13 protein-coding genes are annotated in these 15,941 nt (G+C 33.5%); 7 read left to right on the forward strand and 6 right to left on the reverse strand.

Translation table 11 applies throughout. The features are described 5' to 3' along the window. Positions 1 to 140 precede the first annotated feature (140 nt). The gene (locus OH814_RS15110) at positions 141 to 359 is read left to right on the forward strand and encodes a hypothetical protein (protein WP_115619197.1); all 219 of its coding nucleotides are present in this window, start codon (positions 141 to 143) and stop codon (positions 357 to 359) included. 221 nt (positions 360 to 580) lie between these two features. Here the strand turns inward: OH814_RS15110 and OH814_RS15115 are convergent, their stop codons facing one another. Both OH814_RS15115 and OH814_RS15120 read right to left on the reverse strand, forming a co-directional pair. After that, positions 581 to 751 (reverse strand): lmo0937 family membrane protein, encoded by a 171-nt coding sequence (locus OH814_RS15115; RefSeq protein WP_115619196.1) that lies wholly within the window; start codon positions 749 to 751, stop codon positions 581 to 583. Between the two features lie 542 nt (positions 752 to 1,293). Further along, positions 1,294 to 1,884, reverse strand: coding sequence for a hypothetical protein (locus OH814_RS15120; RefSeq protein WP_308828734.1), 591 nt, complete (start codon positions 1,882 to 1,884; stop codon positions 1,294 to 1,296). A gap of 435 nt (positions 1,885 to 2,319) precedes the next feature. Here OH814_RS15120 and OH814_RS15125 point away from each other — a divergent pair, with 435 nt between their 5' ends. From OH814_RS15125 to OH814_RS15150, 6 genes are read left to right on the forward strand one after another with little or no spacing between them, the layout of a single operon-like run. Beyond that, complete coding sequence (locus tag OH814_RS15125; protein WP_115619194.1) at positions 2,320 to 3,795, forward strand: response regulator; 1,476 nt, start codon at positions 2,320 to 2,322, stop codon at positions 3,793 to 3,795. A gap of 4 nt (positions 3,796 to 3,799) precedes the next feature. Beyond that, on the forward strand, positions 3,800 to 7,408 hold the full coding sequence (locus OH814_RS15130; protein ID WP_308828735.1) for a response regulator: 3,609 nt from the start codon (positions 3,800 to 3,802) through the stop codon (positions 7,406 to 7,408). A 15-nt stretch (positions 7,409 to 7,423) separates the two neighbouring features. Next, positions 7,424 to 7,789 carry a response regulator gene (locus OH814_RS15135; RefSeq protein WP_308828736.1) on the forward strand — a complete coding sequence of 122 codons (366 nt, stop codon included), beginning with the start codon at positions 7,424 to 7,426 and terminating at the stop codon, positions 7,787 to 7,789. Next, positions 7,790 to 8,620 (forward strand): protein-glutamate O-methyltransferase CheR, encoded by an 831-nt coding sequence (locus OH814_RS15140; protein ID WP_115619191.1) that lies wholly within the window; start codon positions 7,790 to 7,792, stop codon positions 8,618 to 8,620. 12 nt (positions 8,621 to 8,632) lie between these two features. Next, positions 8,633 to 9,205, forward strand: a complete 573-nt coding sequence (locus OH814_RS15145; protein WP_115619190.1) for a chemotaxis protein CheB — start codon at positions 8,633 to 8,635, stop codon at positions 9,203 to 9,205. 29 nt (positions 9,206 to 9,234) lie between these two features. After that, positions 9,235 to 9,606 (forward strand): response regulator, encoded by a 372-nt coding sequence (locus tag OH814_RS15150; protein WP_115619189.1) that lies wholly within the window; start codon positions 9,235 to 9,237, stop codon positions 9,604 to 9,606. An 82-nt stretch (positions 9,607 to 9,688) separates the two neighbouring features. Here the strand turns inward: OH814_RS15150 and OH814_RS15155 are convergent, their stop codons facing one another. The 4 genes from OH814_RS15155 to OH814_RS15170 all read right to left on the reverse strand — a co-directional run bounded on the left by OH814_RS15155 (position 9,689) and on the right by OH814_RS15170 (position 15,857). After that, positions 9,689 to 9,937 carry a hypothetical protein gene (locus OH814_RS15155; RefSeq protein WP_115619188.1) on the reverse strand — a complete coding sequence of 83 codons (249 nt, stop codon included), beginning with the start codon at positions 9,935 to 9,937 and terminating at the stop codon, positions 9,689 to 9,691. Positions 9,938 to 10,266: 329 nt separating this feature from the next. After that, entirely contained in the window at positions 10,267 to 12,420 is a 2,154-nt protein-coding gene (locus tag OH814_RS15160) for an outer membrane beta-barrel protein (RefSeq protein WP_308828737.1), read from the reverse strand. Between the two features lie 202 nt (positions 12,421 to 12,622). Further along, a complete protein-coding gene (locus OH814_RS15165) occupies positions 12,623 to 13,432 on the reverse strand; it encodes a DUF4249 domain-containing protein (RefSeq protein WP_308828738.1) in 810 nt (269 codons plus the stop codon). Positions 13,433 to 13,520: 88 nt separating this feature from the next. Beyond that, positions 13,521 to 15,857 carry a TonB-dependent receptor domain-containing protein gene (locus OH814_RS15170; protein ID WP_308828739.1) on the reverse strand — a complete coding sequence of 779 codons (2,337 nt, stop codon included), beginning with the start codon at positions 15,855 to 15,857 and terminating at the stop codon, positions 13,521 to 13,523. Positions 15,858 to 15,941: the final 84 nt, after the last annotated feature.

Consider the following 15,941-nt stretch of genomic DNA (forward strand, 5'->3'; position numbering starts at 1 on the left):
ATTTATTGATGAATACTGCTTGTATTGACTGTCGTTTTTTATTCAATTATCAGATCATTAATATTTACCTTTTATCAAAGAAAGATTGGTAAAGAAATTGTATAGTGAAAGAAAGAAGTAATTAATAAAAAAACTACATTATGAATATCTCACTTTACGATTTTAGAAACTTACCATCGCAGACGCAGTCTGAAATAGTAATAGAGCAGGGAAGACTATTAAACGAAAAAGTAATGAGCTCTTTCAAATACGTTCTTTATGAAATATCAAGTTTTTCTGTGGAAGTAATTTATAAAAATACAGACGGAAAGATTGTAGGTTTAAATATCTTCCAGAATACTTCAGCATACGCTACCTAATAATTCAGACATAATTACATTACTATTTATTACTTAATATCTAATAACAAATCCGCTAATTTTTTAGCGGATTTTCTCTTTTTGATTAAATATATCTTCTAGCCAACGGGTGATATTGTACAAAAACAACAATTTAAAAAAGTTAATGATAACCTATTATTTTAAATAAAAAAGTAGCTGCGAAATATTTTCACAGCTACTTTTTATCTTTTGAATTACTCTTAATTGAGCGGCTTACGTCCTGAAATTACATTAATTAAAACAACAACGATTGCAATAACTAAAAGAACGTGAATTAAACTTCCGGTATCCATTCCTGGAATTACCCCAAGCATTCCTAAAAGCCAAACTACGATGCAGATTACTGCAACAAGCCATAATATACTTCTCATAATAATAAATTTTTTGGTTGGTATCTACATATATGCATTTTCTGTGCCTTAATTGTTTTAAAATTTAACTATTAATGATGTTGATTTTATTTTATTGTTGATTTTTAAGGGTTTATCAAATGATAAGTGGTATCGTTTTTTACAACGATATATTGAAGTTAAAACATTTCAAACTTGATCATTCGGATAAATTAGAGCCTATTTATAAAATATTGATATATCATTTTAATTTTTTTTGCCCCTAAACTAAAGAGTGGAAAAATGTATTGAAAATTGAATAAAAATTCCTCCGTTGTGACACGGCAAATAGTTTTGATGAAATTTGAACAGACTATAATAAATGTGGAAAACAAAATTGCCCACGTAAATGTGGGCAAGTCAAATCATAGTAATATAGTTGATTGTGGTGTATAATGGTGGTATCAATTTATATGCCACGCATAAGTCATGTGGTATGTGATTTCTTCTTTTTTTTGATTAAACAAAATATAACCATAATTATATATGATTGAAAATTCTTTTTTTAAATTTATTTACATCACTTAATCAAATTGATGTTCAGGATTTCTAAAATTCTGTAAAGTAGGCAATGCTTTCAATGCGATTTTTGTTGGCTTTTTCTTTTTGGTTTTTTCTGAACCCAAAAGTTTGCTGTTTTCAGTTTTTTCTCCTTTTACAAGATCAAATTGTGTTTCGGTGGTTGTGTCTTTGCCATCCCAAATGATTTTTGAAATCTTGATTAATTCAAAATTTTTATTCTGATAACGGAATGTATAATATTGCTTTACATCATTTATTTCTGAGTAAAGAATAAGATTGCCATCTTCAATAAATATGCTCGGAATTTGATCTCCGCCGTATTTCCCATTAGGATACTGAGGATTGAAAACCTCTTTCGAAGAAAATTCTAATCTGAGCTTTCTGTTTGATTGCAGCAGAAAAATCTGTAATTTTAATGGCTGCTGCGCATCAACGGTATCCATTGTTAGAATTACTTTATCCTGCAGACCGTCTTTATTGAGATCGCCAACTTCTTCTCTTACGCGGACGGTAAAATGTTCAATATTTTTCTGTTGCTGCGCATACATATTCATTGAGGCGAGAACTAAAAATATCAGCAATTTGTTTTTCATGGTATCATTAAAGTTTTTTTATTGAAAGAAGTGTTTTGATTTTATTTAAATTGAAATACCTGTAATTGGTCAATTTTTCTAAATAAAAAAACACTAAAATTTTAAATCACAATATAATCAAAATCAGGATAAGAACTAAAAGATTTTTTAAGTAAATTACTAAGTGGTCTTGGCATCATTGTTGCCACCCAAGAAGTGAAAATTCAATATTTATCAAATACCGGAAATCCTTTATAATCTACGTTGCATCAATTATATTTAAAAAATAATTTTAATAAATATGTGATATTCAGAATACTTTATAATTATTTTTTTGAATAGGATAGCAACAATATAGATTATGATAAAAATGGTTTAGAAATAACTGTTTATCGGATAATTGTAAGTATTTTTGAATCAGAAAAAAATTAACAAATAATTGATTTTACTTTAGATATGATCTTAATCGTTGATGACAATCAAAACAATCTTTTTTCATTAAAGAAATTATTAGAATCTAAAGACTTTCAGGTAGATACAGCCGATTCTGGTCCGGAAGCACTGGGAAAAGCATTAAAAAATGATTACGCCTTAATTATTTTAGATGTACAAATGCCGGAAATGGATGGGTTTGAAGTTGCCGAGACACTTGCCGGATACAGCAGAACCAAAGATATTCCTATCATATTCTTATCTGCTGTCAATACAGAGAAAAGATTCATCACAAAAGGATACGCTTCGGGAGGAAAAGATTACGTTACCAAACCTGTAGATCCTGAAATTTTACTATTGAAAGTAAAAACATTTTACAATCTTCAGGAACAGAATATTGCGATGAAAAAAACGCAGCAAAGTCTTGAGCTTGAAGTGAAAGGCCGACGCGAATCTCAGGTTTCTATGAAATCGCAGATTGATCATTTTCACTTGATGCTGGAATCTTTGCCACAAATAGCATTTACTATAAATGAACAGGGAACGATAGATTTTGTTAACGGAAAATGGTACGAATATTCTCTTTCCGATACAAGTTTTCCAGAAACTCATCCTGATGATTTTAGTATTAGTGAAGAATTTTCTCAATGCAAAAAGAAAGGAAAAGCGCTTGAATTAGAAATCAGAATTAAAAATATAAAATCTGGCGAATTCAGATATCATCTGCTTCGTGTAACTCCGGTGCATGAAGAAAATGTAATCAAAAACTGGGTCGGAACCTTTACAGATATTGAAGATCAGAAAAAAGTAGAGAAAGAAAAAGACGAGTTTTTGAGTATCGCAAGTCATGAGCTGAAAACTCCTTTAACGAGTATTAAGGCCTATGTTCAGCTTCTAGACCGAAAATTAAAACTTGGGAAAGAAAGCGCAGAATCAGGATTCATGGTAAAAGTTCAGGATCAGATCGAAAAACTGAATACACTTATTTCAGATTTGCTGGATGTTTCAAAAATTGAGAACGGAAAGCTTAAGATCAATAAAAAACCAACCAATCTTGATCAGTTAATACAGAATGCAATCGAAACCATTCTTCAAACTCATGATGAGAAAAAGATAAAGATTGACCGTCACGGCTATATTCCTGATATTCTTATTCCTTTAGATTCTATCCGTATTGAGCAGGTTTTGATTAATTTCTTAACCAATGCTATCAAGTATTCTCCTGAAAATCATCAGGTGATTGTTACCACCTTTGTAGATGAAGAAGAGCAGGAAGTAAAGGTGAGTGTCACCGATTTTGGAATAGGAATTCCAGATTTTAAGCAGGAAGCTGTTTTTCATAAATTTTATCGTGTAGAAGAATCTTCACTTCAGTTTCAGGGAATGGGAATTGGCCTTTATATCTGTTCTGAAATTATCAAGCAACATCACGGAAATATCGGAGTTTCGAGTATTATGGATGAAGGTTCTACATTTTATTTCACATTACCATTAAATTAATTTTATGCCCAAAAAAATACTAAGAAATCTACAGTTTGGTGTCGGTTTTTCATTATTGATACTTATTGCCAGCTCTATTGCTTCATATTTGAGTATTCAAAATCAGATGAATCATCGTGAAAGTGTAGGAAAAAGCAGGCGTTCTGCAACTGCGGTAAAAGATGTTTTGGTAGCATTGCTGGATGCGGAAACCGGAAATCGTGGTTATCAGCTTACCGGAAGAGAGAGTTTTCTTGAGCCTTATAATCGCAGTTTAAAAGACTATTCTAATGCTATAGCTCTTGCAAAAAGTCTGGATATTACAGATACAAATCAACAAAAGCGATTAGCTGTTTTAGAAGTAGATGTTGAAAAAAGCATTGATAATCTGAAACTTTATGTCGAAAACAGACGCAAAGGCATTGTGATGAGTCAACAGCAGATATTAGAGAGCAAGGCTTATATGGATAAATGCCGCCAGGTAGTGAACGAATTTATAAGATATGAAGAAGCCCAGCTTGATGTAAAAAATAAAGATCTCAACCGTTCATCAGACACAACAGTTATATTTATTGTATTTTCGGCGCTATCTGCAATCATTGTTACTGTTTTTTTCTATCTAAAACTAAAATCAGATCTTGTACGCAGAGAAAAGCTTGAAAAAGATTTAAGAGAAAAAGACGCACAGATATCACGACGTGTAACTGCCGTTCAGCAGATTGCAAGCCGCGTAGCCAATGGAGACTACACCCAAAAAGTAGTAGATAATTCTCAGGACGACCTGGGAGATTTGGTAGGATCTCTGAATCACATGACAGATTCTTTAAAAAAATCTTTCGAAACCATTAATAAAAGCGACTGGCGACAAAAAGGGCTTGCCTTGTTAAACGAGTCTTTAGTAGGAAACAGATCAGTAAAAGAAGTATCAGAAAGATCGCTGAGTCAAATCATAGAATACGGAAAATGCATCAATGGATCTTTATACATATTTGATGAAGGAATTTTAAGGCTTAATTCTGCTTTCGGACTTGAAAGCAATATGAAAAAAAGTTTTGATCCGGGGGAAGGTATGATCGGCCAAACTTTTGTCAACGAAAAACCTACAGTGTATAATGACCTCAAAGAAAATGATTTTATTGTAAGTTTTGCAAGCAGTAAAATGAAAATAAACGGATTATTATTAATCCCGATACTTTCTGATGGTCACTGTATTGGTGTTTTAGAACTAGCATCAATTAATAATTTTGATCAGGATAGAATAGATTTCTTTGTAGAAGGTACACGAAATATAGGAATTGCCCTGAATGCAGCAAAAGGACGCGAGAAAGAGCAACAGCTGATGGAAGAAACTCAGGCCCAGTCTGAGGAATTACAGGTTCAGCATTCTGAATTGGAAAATCTTAATACAGAATTGGAAGCTCAAACTCAAAAACTTCAGGCTTCAGAAGAAGAATTGAGAGTACAGCAGGAAGAACTGATGCAGGCAAATGCCGAGCTGGAGGAACGTTCGAGATTGCTTGAAGACAAAAACCATTTGATTGCAGAAAGAAATATTGAAATCCAGAAAAAAGTTGAAGAACTGGCGCTGAGCACGAAGTATAAATCTGAGTTTTTAGCAAATATGTCTCACGAGTTGCGTACTCCTTTGAACTCAATTCTTCTTCTTTCCCGTTTAATGGCAGAAAATCCGGATGAAAACCTCAATGAAGATCAGATAGAATCTGCAAAAGTTATCCAAAGTTCGGGAAGCAGTCTATTGACCTTAATCGATGAAATTTTGGACTTAGCTAAAATAGAATCCGGAAAAATGACTTTAGAATATCACGATGTTGAAATTACTGAAGTTGTAAAAGATCTGAAAAGTCTCTTTAATGCTGTTTTTGTCGATAAGAAATTACAATTTAATATCAATATTGATCAGGATGTTGAGAAAATTATTGAAACAGACCGTTTGCGTGTAGATCAGGTGTTAAGAAATCTTCTTTCTAATGCATTGAAATTTACAAAAGCCGGAAGCATTGATTTAAATATTAAAAAAGATCCTAAAAATAATAATTTCATCATTTTCTCTGTAAAAGATACCGGAATCGGGATTGCAGAAGATAAGCAGAGAATTATTTTTGAAGCTTTCCAGCAGGCTGATGGTTCTACCCGCAGACAATTTGGAGGAACAGGTTTAGGATTGTCGATAAGCCGGGAAATTGCAAGATTACTGGGCGGTGAACTAAGCGTAACCAGTAAAGTAAATGAAGGAAGTGAGTTTAGTTTAGTTATTCCGATCAAACCGATCGCTGAAATTGTAAAACATGAAACTGATCAAGATTTGGTAGATGTTATCCGTGAAGATGTAGAGCAAATTCAGAATATTCTTGATGATGGTGAATCAGAATACTATGAAAAAATCATCCTTGAGATTCCCGAAAGTGTTGATGACGACAGAGATCAGATCAATGAAGGTGATAAAGTGATTTTAATTATTGAGGATGATACCAATTTTGCAAAAGCTTTATTAAAGTACGCAAGATCAGAAAACTATAAAGGAGTTGTAGTGGTAAGAGGGGATCATGCTTTGCCAGCTGCGCAACAATACCATCCGCAGGCGATTTTACTTGATGTACAGCTTCCTATAAAAGACGGATGGAAGGTGATGGATGAGTTGAAATCAAATCCTGAAACCAAACATATTCCTGTGCACATGATGTCTGTACTTCATGTGAAAAAAGAAAGTCTGATGAAGGGCGCTATTGATTTCATTAATAAACCAATGGCTCTGGATCAGATGGCAGATGTTTTCAAAAAAATTGAAGAAGCCATCAGAAAATCTCCGCAAAAAGTACTGATTGTGGAAGAAAATGCGAAACACGCAAGCGCTCTGTCTTATTTCTTAAGCAACTTTAATATCTCGTTGTCGATTGAGAATAATGTGGAAGATGTTGTGAAAGCATTGACTTCAAACCAAACCGATTGTGTGATTTTAGACATTGGTGATTCCCGAGGAAATGAATACCAAGTAATTGAATCTATAAAAAGCTATGAAGGTCTCGAAAATCTGCCAATCATTATTTTTACAGAAAGGAATCTATCTCAATCTGAAGAGCTTAAAATTAAGCAATATGCAGATTCTATTGTGGTGAAAACGGCACATTCTTATCAGAGAATATTAGATGAAGTTGGTTTGTTTTTACATTTGGTAGAAGAAAAAAATAACTCTTTAGAAAATGTTAGAACCAAAACTTTAGGCTCATTAACGGAAGTATTGAGCGGTAAAAAGATTTTGATTACCGACGATGATGCACGAAATATTTTTTCTTTAACTAAATCTTTAGAAAAATATAAAGTAGAAGCTATTGTTGCAATGGATGGAAAACATGCCTTGGAACAAATTAAACAAAACCCTGATATCGATGTGATTTTAATGGATATGATGATGCCCGAAATGGATGGTTACGAAAGCATTCAGGAGATCAGAAAAATGCCGAAATTTGCCAAACTTCCTATTATTGCGATTACAGCAAAAGCAATGATTGGTGACCGCCAGAAATGCATTGATGCAGGAGCTTCAGACTATATTTCAAAGCCTGTAGATATCGATCAGTTGTTATCATTACTTAGAGTATGGTTATATGAAAGTTAAAAAGCCAAAATTCTGATGAATAAGAAAATTTTAATTGTGGATGATGATCCGCGAAATATATTTGCTCTCAAACTTACGCTGAAAGCAAGAGGATATCAGATCGAGAGTTCCACAATGGCTTTGGAAGCGATTAATTTGCTTAAAAATGATAAGGATATTTCTGTGGTTTTGATGGATATGATGATGCCGGAAATGGACGGATATGAAGCTATAAAAATCATACGAAATACAGAAGAGATTAGCGATGTATGCATTATTGCAGTCACGGCTCAGGCAATGCCTGAAGACCGCCAGAAATGTCTGGATGTAGGAGCACAGGATTATGTATCGAAACCGATAAATGTTGATATACTATTAACTGCTATCGAAAAATTTTTTTAAATGCTGGAACCAAGTATCATAAAAGATGAAGAAGTAGAATATCTTATTAAAGATGTTTACGAACTGTATGGGTACGATTTTTCCCAGTACAGCAGAGCTTCTTTTAAGAGGCGGATCAACCGTATTTGTTTGATAGAACGATTTACAAGCTTTGCAGAACTGCGATACACGATCATCAATGAGCCCGAATATCTGAAACGTTTTGTAGAAGAAGTAACGGTGAATGTAACTGAAATGTTTCGGGATCCTTATTTCTTTAAAGGTTTAAGAGAGAAAATTTTACCGCAATTAGGAACGTATCCTTTGATCAGGATTTGGGTGGCAGGTTGCTCTACAGGCGAAGAAGCCTATTCTATAGCGATTTTATTGAAAGAAGCCAATCTGTATCATAAATCTTTAATCTACGGTACAGATCTTAATCCTTCTGTTCTTGAAACTGCAAGAGCAGGTGTTTTTCCTTTACAGCAGATGAAGCTGTACTCTGAAAACTATATGTTATCCGGCGGGAAAAAAGATTTTTCAGATTATTATACAGCTAATTACGACAGTGCAAAATTTGATAAAAGTCTGCAGGAAAAACTGATTTTATCTACACACAATCTGGTTTCAGACAGTTCTTTTAACAGCTTTCAGCTGATTGTCTGCAGAAACGTTCTTATTTATTTTGACCGTGGTTTGCAGGAACGCGTCTTCAGACTTTTTGATAACAGTTTAGAAAATTTGGGATTTTTGGCTTTAGGTGCAAAAGAAACAATAAGATTTTCTAAATTAGATAAAAATTTTCATCAGGTAGACGATCAGAGAATCTGGAAGAAAATTGATCATAACTAATATTTTTAAAACATGCATACTGAAAGCACAAATACAGAACTGGTCTTGATCGGTGGATCTGCGGGAAGTCTGCAGGTGATTTTAGAAATGATCAAAAATATCAGTGAAAAATTAAATTTCCCCATTATATTGGTTTTACACAGAAAGGCGCATTCTACCAATATTTTGCAGACTTTACTTCAACAATTCATTTCAACTGAAGTGGTAGAGATCGATGATAAAACAGATATTAGAAAAAACAAAATTTATATAGTGCCCGCAGACTATCATCTTTTATTTGAAAACAAAAAAACGATGTCTCTCGACAGTTCTGAGAAGATGAATTATTCTCGGCCGTCAATCGATGTTACTTTTAAATCTGCAGCAGAAGTTTACGGTAAAACTTTGGTAGGAATTTTGCTTTCAGGAGCCAATGCAGATGGAGTAGAAGGTTTAGCTTACATAAAGAAGAACAACGGTAAAGTATGGATTCAGGATCCCGAAACTGCCGAAGTAGATTATATGCCAAAACATGCGGTGGAAGAAGTAAAGTATGACCTCCTTATAAAGCCGGATAATCTGGCAGATTATATCAATCAATTATAAAAATAAACAAAAAAAGTTAAATAAAGAATATGAGTAATAAGAAAATTTTGATTTTTGATGATGATAAAACAATTCTGGAAGTGATTACGATCATTTTTGAGGAAAACGGTTATCAGGTCGAAATTTCAGAAACATCTCATGATATTATCGAAAAGGTTTCGCAGTATAAGCCCGATGTAATTCTCATGGATAACTGGATTCCGAGAATTGGTGGAGTAGAGGCTACGAAACTTTTGAAGAGTCATGAGGAGTTTAAATCAATTCCTGTCATTTACGTAACAGCCAATAACGATATTGTTGCTTTGGCAAAAGAAGCTCAAGCCGACGATTACGTTGCAAAGCCTTTCAATCTTGAAGATTTGGAAGATAAGGTTGCTAAATATCTTACGGAAAAAGCTTAAAATAATTTCTTTAAATCGTAAAAATCCTGGCATCTATTGTCAGGATTTGCTGTTATACAACATTTCTTATTTGTTCCGGATCCTAATTTGGCAGTTTGTAAGTGAGCTCCTCATTATTAATATCACCAATTAAAGCTGATAAAAATTCTTTGATTTTTGGTTGTGACAAAATCTTATCAGAAAAAGTAGGGGCAACGATTGTTTTCTTTGAGACAAGATTTTCTGTAAATATAAATTCGTCTTTTAGATCAATCTCAATCCCAAACTGTTGTTGTGTGTTAAAAGCTAAATAGTAGGCTATTGTATCTTTATTTTGTTGTGTACTTTCCATCTTAAAGTGTTTACTATTAAGTATAATAATTTTTATGCCATACACAGTTTTTTTTAAGATTTAACAGTTTTTATTTCAATTCAGCATTTTATTCATTACAAATCTGCTATTTTAATAAATGAGAAAACCTTTGTTTAAGGTAAAAATTGATTTTTATTAAAAAAATATTCTCTTTTGTGTTAAAATTTAAGATGAGTCCAAACTATGTTAAATTACAGCAACAAAAATATTCGGATTATATGTTTTTGAATTTCATATCCTTTTAAAACCATAAAAAAACGGACAGTGAATTGCTCACCATCCGTTCCAATGATAAAATAAACTACTTCTTATTTTCCACCACCGCTGTTTTTCTCGACATCGGTTTTTGTATTTTCTTTTACTTTTTGATTTCCAAATCGTTTTACAAATGTTAATGAAAACCCGTACCAGTCAGATCTTGACGAATTTCTTTGGCTTCCATCCGGGCTGAATGTTGTAGAATCAAAGACCGGTCTTGCAAAAATATTCATCAGCTGTAAACTCAATTCCATCTGAGTTTTTGGGAAGATCTTTGTGGCCGAAAGATTATGAAAAACATTGGTCTTATTGGCAATAGAATTACCGTTGTTCTGATTAGAAACCTCTACCCAGGCGCTCAAATTAATATTCTTATTAAAAAGATTGGTATACGTTAAGTTGGTAGAGCCCGCCCAATAACTGATATAATTGGTATCTGTTCTCAATTCATTTTTTTTATTAAAATCACTATTGTCAAGATAATTCCATCCGAAACTTAGGTTTACGTTTAATTTGTTTTTAATAAATGATTGATTGGTATTGGCGTAAAGAAAATATTTTTGAACCTTCCCAATAAAATTAGCGGGTTCAGAGATAATTTTATCACCTTCCGTTACATAATTAGTCCAGTAATCCTGATCTGTGAAAGTATATCTTGCAGAAAGGAAATATTTCTTCAAAAATCCGAATTTCATGTACAATCTGTCACTTGGGTTCGGGTTCAGATCAATGTTTCCACGAGAATAAAACCCATCATTGGTAGGCTGCATAAAAGGGTTGAATTCAGAATACCATGGTCGCCAAAGATTCTTGTTATACGTTAAGCTCAAATCATATTTATCTGAAAAAGAATATTTAATTAAAATATTTGGTAAAAACTTGCCATAAGAGTCGTTACGTGAAGTTCCTGCAACATCCTGACGCATTTTATAATCAATGTATTCGTAACGCATACCTATTCTCGTTTCCAGTTTTTTAAAGAACGTTTTAGAATAATTTGCATACAGTGAATTGATATTATCTTCATAATGGAAAATGTCTCCCGTGCTTAAACCGGTCAACTGATTTCCATAAAGCTGATTCGGAATTATATTATTATTAAAATCCATCTTACCTCCAACTTCAAAATTACCTCCGGATTTCCCTAAAGGCTGTGTATAATCAACTTTGATGTAATAATTTCGATTTTCAACATCAGAAATCACCCCTATTTGCTGAATATCAGTTGTGGTGGAGAATACTTTATTTTTGATAAAATTATTATCTTCAAACTCCCCGTCGTAGTTGGTGCCTAAATTAATATCTAAAATTTTGCTTTTTTCTTTATCATAATATTTATAGAAAAAATTGGTGCCAAATGTACGGTTGAGTGTTGATGAGTTTTGATTTTGATCGTAAGAATATTCCAGCTCATTGTTCTTAGAACGTGTTCCATTTGCTTCAGAAGTATTATTTCTTTTGCCCTGATAAGCTTCAAGAATTACTCCCATTGTATTTTTATCATTCAGCTCATATTCTGAAGTAGAAGATATAGAAGGATTTTTTCCTTTATAGATACTGTTTGTAGAACCTTCCGTTACAATATTGTCGTGATATCTGGTATTTGTAAATGAGTTTTTTTGCACCCATACATTGTCGCTGTAACTTCCTACGAGTGTTTGTGTAAAGTTTTTCTTATGATAATTAAGATTAAGATTAGTGTATTGAGAATTTTGTGTGTTTTGTCTGTTGTTGAATGTCACGCTTCCTTTCAGTCCTTCGTCATCACGTTTTTTAAGAACAATATTAATAACCGATCCGGTCGCTTCGTATCTCGAAGACGGGCTTGTGATAACCTCTATCTTCATCAGATTATCTGCAGGCATTGTCTGTAAATATTCTTTTAGTTCTTTTCCTGTAAAAACAGATTTTCTGTCGTTGATGTAAACAGTTACAGATTCACCTTCTGCCTTTAAAGCATCATTGTTATCAATGCTTACCAAAGGCGTCATTCTTAAGACATCCCAAGTCGTATTTCCTGCAAGAATAGAGCTGTTGGCTACGTTAAAAACAGTACGGTCAACCTTAGATTCTACAGTCGGTTTTCTGGCAACAAAGGTGACTTCTTCTATTTCTTTTACTTTTGATGCCAGGGTATCTTTCTCAGTTTGGGAAAAAGCCAGAGTTCCTAGTAGTAAAGCAACGGGTGCTAAAATTTTTTTCATTAAATGTTGTCTATTTTAATATAAGACACCAATAAGGGAATATATGTTACATCTGTAAAGTGTTAATATATGTTAACGTTTGTTGTTTTTGGGTAAGCAGTCTGAAGATCAGCTCACTACAAAAGCTATTTTGATTACTCAAAATAGCTTTTCCTAAAGACTTTATTTTTTCCTAAAGATTAAGTTTAATCAAAACCCAATTTTATTGTATAACAATACTTCTTTTGCTCACTGTATGTGCTGAAAAATAACCTAAAGCGCCATTGCTAATATTGCTGGGTGGGTTAGCTGGTGTCACACCGCCTCCGGCACCACCTCCCATAAGCTGAAGCAGTGCTGAATAAAATGTATAGACATTGTCATCAATACAGTTCATTTCTACGTGAATGGTATCGCCTATCACCACTTTTACATCATCCGGCTCGTCGCCATCATCATTGGGAAGAATAATAGGTCTCTGATTGGGCATCCCGTTATTTACATTATCAGAAAACTCTGAAAAATATCTTTTGGGCTTATAATTTACAGTATAGCTGAATAAATAGCGGTTACCTAAAGCTTGTGGATCTGTGAACATAGGTAAAAGTGTATAGCTGGTTTCACCACCTACCATAAAAGAATCCTGTTCCAAACCTTCAAAATCAACAGCTTCAGGCATTTTACTTTTTGCAAAATATTCTTTTCCTTCTGCTATTATTTGTAAAGTGTAAGTATGCCCTGGGATTCCTTCAATAAAATTAGTTTTGTAAAATCCATTACCCACATATTTTAAAGCCTCAGATTGTCCAAAATCGTCATTTAAAATTACTATTGCATTTTCTATTACCGGATACTGATTGGTTTGGGTAAAAGCAACCGATTTCGTGATCTTTACATAATACGGTCCATCCTGGTCGGTTATATTTGCTTCAATAACGATGCTTCCGCTTTGGTCTTCCAAATCAAGATCGATTTCCTTTTCACAAGAAGTGACCAAAAAGAGGGATAATATGATTAAAAATATATTTTTCATAAATTAAATAGAAGTTAGAATTTAGATCTTAGAGATTAGTTGAATGCTAAAATTTTAAATCTAAAATATATTGTTAGATTACTATGAATTAAAATTTGAAATTATAAGTAATATTAGGAACCCAACGGAATAATGAAGTCTGCATCGCTCTTGTTGTTCCCGGATTATTCGGATTGTCTTCAAAAGTAATCGTGTATGCATTTTCCCTTCCGTACACATTGTAAATTCCGAAAGACCAAGATCCTTTAAAACGTTTATTAGAACTCGGCTCATATGTTGCGCTCAAATCCATTCTGTGATAAGCGGGCATTCTGTCGGCATTTCTGCTGCTGTACTGAAAAACAGTTTGTCCGTTCAGTTCATATTTCCCAGTTGGGAAAGTCACAGCATTTCCTGTACTGTAAAGGAATAATCCCGAAAAAGACCATTTCGGATTTAATTGATATGTTGCTACAATAGAAAGATCGTGCGTTTTGTCTTGTCTTGCATCGTACCATTCGTTATCATTGATTCCGTTGATTTTTCTTTCGGTTTTAGATAAAGTATAAGAAATCCAGCCGGTCAGTTTTCCGCTTTTCTTTTTGGCAATTAATTCTAAACCGTAAGCTCTTCCTTTTCCGAATAGCAATTCACTTTCAACATCGGCAGCAGTGTCAAAAGATATTTGTGCTCCGTTTTTATAATCGATCTGGTTTTGCATTGATTTGTAATAAATCTCAGCATTCAATTCATAATTGTTATTATTAAAATTTCGGCTGTACCCTGCACTTATTTGATCGGCGATTTCAGGTTTTACGGTATAGCTGCTTCCAATCCACTGATCGGTCGGGTTTCCGCTTCCGCTGTTGCTTAATAAATGTAAATTTTGAGTATTTCTGGAATAGCCTCCTTTAATACTGCTTACTTGGTTAATTCTGTAATTGGCTGTAATTCTCGGTTCAAGATTTACATACGTCTTCCCGAATTTTCCTTTTTCTAAATATTCAGAATCGGTTAAAACTCCGTTTTCATACGTGTTGAAAGTATCGCCACCTAAAACACTAAATATTGCCAATCTTGCTCCGTAATTAATGGTCAGCTTTTCTGTTGCTTTAAAATCATCATTAATGTAAACTGCATTTTCCCAAGAATATCTCGGATTTCTCGGAAAACTGCTTACACTTGTTCCGGAAGCGCTGCTTGGTGTAATCGTATGATAAATTGACTGTAAACCAAATCTTACAGAATGTTTATTTCCTGCAAACCAAGTGAAATCCTGCTTCAAGTTCCAGTCTTCAATTTCAGAATCAAGCCCGAAAGTATTATTATTGCTGCTTAAGCTTACATTATAGTTGTAATTGCTGTAAATAAATGAAGTATTGGAAAATAATTTACTGTTAATAATGCTGTTCCAGCGTAGAGTAGCGGTGGTGTTTCCCCAATCTGTAGAAAAAGTATCACCCAAACCTAGAACATCTCTTCCAAAATATCCGGATAAATATAATCGGTTATTATCATTGATTTGATAATTGGCTTTTAGATTTAAATCATAAAAATATAATTTACTGTCTTTGAAATCGTCTGTAGCTTTCAGAAAAACATCTGCATACGTTCGTCTTCCCGAAACAATAAATGATGATTTCTCCTTCTGAATCGGTCCTTCTACACTCAATCTGCTGCTTATTAAACCAATTCCTCCATTAACGTTATAATCTTTGTTGTTTCCATCTTTCATTTTTACATCCAAAACAGAAGAAAGTCTTCCTCCATATTGAGCCGGACTGTTTCCTTTGATGATGCTCACATCTTTCAACGCATCACTATTGAATGTACTGAAAAATCCGAGCAAATGCGAAGCATTATAAACCGCTGCTTCATCTAACAAAATTAAGTTTTGGTCTGTTGCCCCGCCTCTTACGCTGAATCCGCTGCTTCCTTCACCATTACTTTTAATTCCGGGCAAAAGCTGAATGGTTTTCATCACATCTTTTTCACCAAATAATACAGGAAGTTTATCAATTTGTTTAATGCTCAACGTTTCGGTTCCCATTTGTGCCGATGAAAGATTTTTATCTTTTTTCACACCGGAAATAATAACTTCATCAATTTTAGCCGTTCTCTCATCATCTTCCTGATCCAACTGAATATTTTGCTTAATATTATCTTCAACATTAATAATTTGCTGAAAATCTTTAAAACCGGGATTAGAAACAATTAAAGTATAAGAACCTTTTGGAAGTGAAAGCGAATAAAATCCGTATTCGTTGGCTACAACTGAAATGGTAGGATCTTCTGCGACCTTTACGGCGACTCCGAGCAGCAATTCACCATTCTTTTTATCTTTTACCGTGCCACTTACCGAGTATCGTTGCTGCGCAAAAACTATTGTGCTAAAGCAGACCGCAGCGATTGTAGTTGCAGCTTTTAATGATGTTTTCTGTATCAATTTTTTTTAGTTTATTTTTTGAAGTTTATGTAAGATAAAAAAAAGCTATTCTTCAAAACACTGAGAAATAAAATCTTTAAATCT

It is taken from the genome of Chryseobacterium sp. CFS15, assembly GCF_031118795.1.
GTDB classification, from domain to species: Bacteria; Bacteroidota; Bacteroidia; order Flavobacteriales; family Weeksellaceae; genus Chryseobacterium; species Chryseobacterium indoltheticum.

Coding starts and splice junctions, on each gene's coding strand:
- OH814_RS15110 (WP_115619197.1), top strand. CDS start 141: ATGAATATCTCACTTTACGATTTTAGAAACTTACCATCGCAGACGCAG.
- OH814_RS15115 (WP_115619196.1), bottom strand. CDS start 751: ATGAGAAGTATATTATGGCTTGTTGCAGTAATCTGCATCGTAGTTTGG.
- OH814_RS15120 (WP_308828734.1), bottom strand. CDS start 1,884: ATGAAAAACAAATTGCTGATATTTTTAGTTCTCGCCTCAATGAATATG.
- OH814_RS15125 (WP_115619194.1), top strand. CDS start 2,320: ATGATCTTAATCGTTGATGACAATCAAAACAATCTTTTTTCATTAAAG.
- OH814_RS15130 (WP_308828735.1), top strand. CDS start 3,800: ATGCCCAAAAAAATACTAAGAAATCTACAGTTTGGTGTCGGTTTTTCA.
- OH814_RS15135 (WP_308828736.1), top strand. CDS start 7,424: ATGAATAAGAAAATTTTAATTGTGGATGATGATCCGCGAAATATATTT.
- OH814_RS15140 (WP_115619191.1), top strand. CDS start 7,790: ATGCTGGAACCAAGTATCATAAAAGATGAAGAAGTAGAATATCTTATT.
- OH814_RS15145 (WP_115619190.1), top strand. CDS start 8,633: ATGCATACTGAAAGCACAAATACAGAACTGGTCTTGATCGGTGGATCT.
- OH814_RS15150 (WP_115619189.1), top strand. CDS start 9,235: ATGAGTAATAAGAAAATTTTGATTTTTGATGATGATAAAACAATTCTG.
- OH814_RS15155 (WP_115619188.1), bottom strand. CDS start 9,937: ATGGAAAGTACACAACAAAATAAAGATACAATAGCCTACTATTTAGCT.
- OH814_RS15160 (WP_308828737.1), bottom strand. CDS start 12,420: ATGAAAAAAATTTTAGCACCCGTTGCTTTACTACTAGGAACTCTGGCT.
- OH814_RS15165 (WP_308828738.1), bottom strand. CDS start 13,432: ATGAAAAATATATTTTTAATCATATTATCCCTCTTTTTGGTCACTTCT.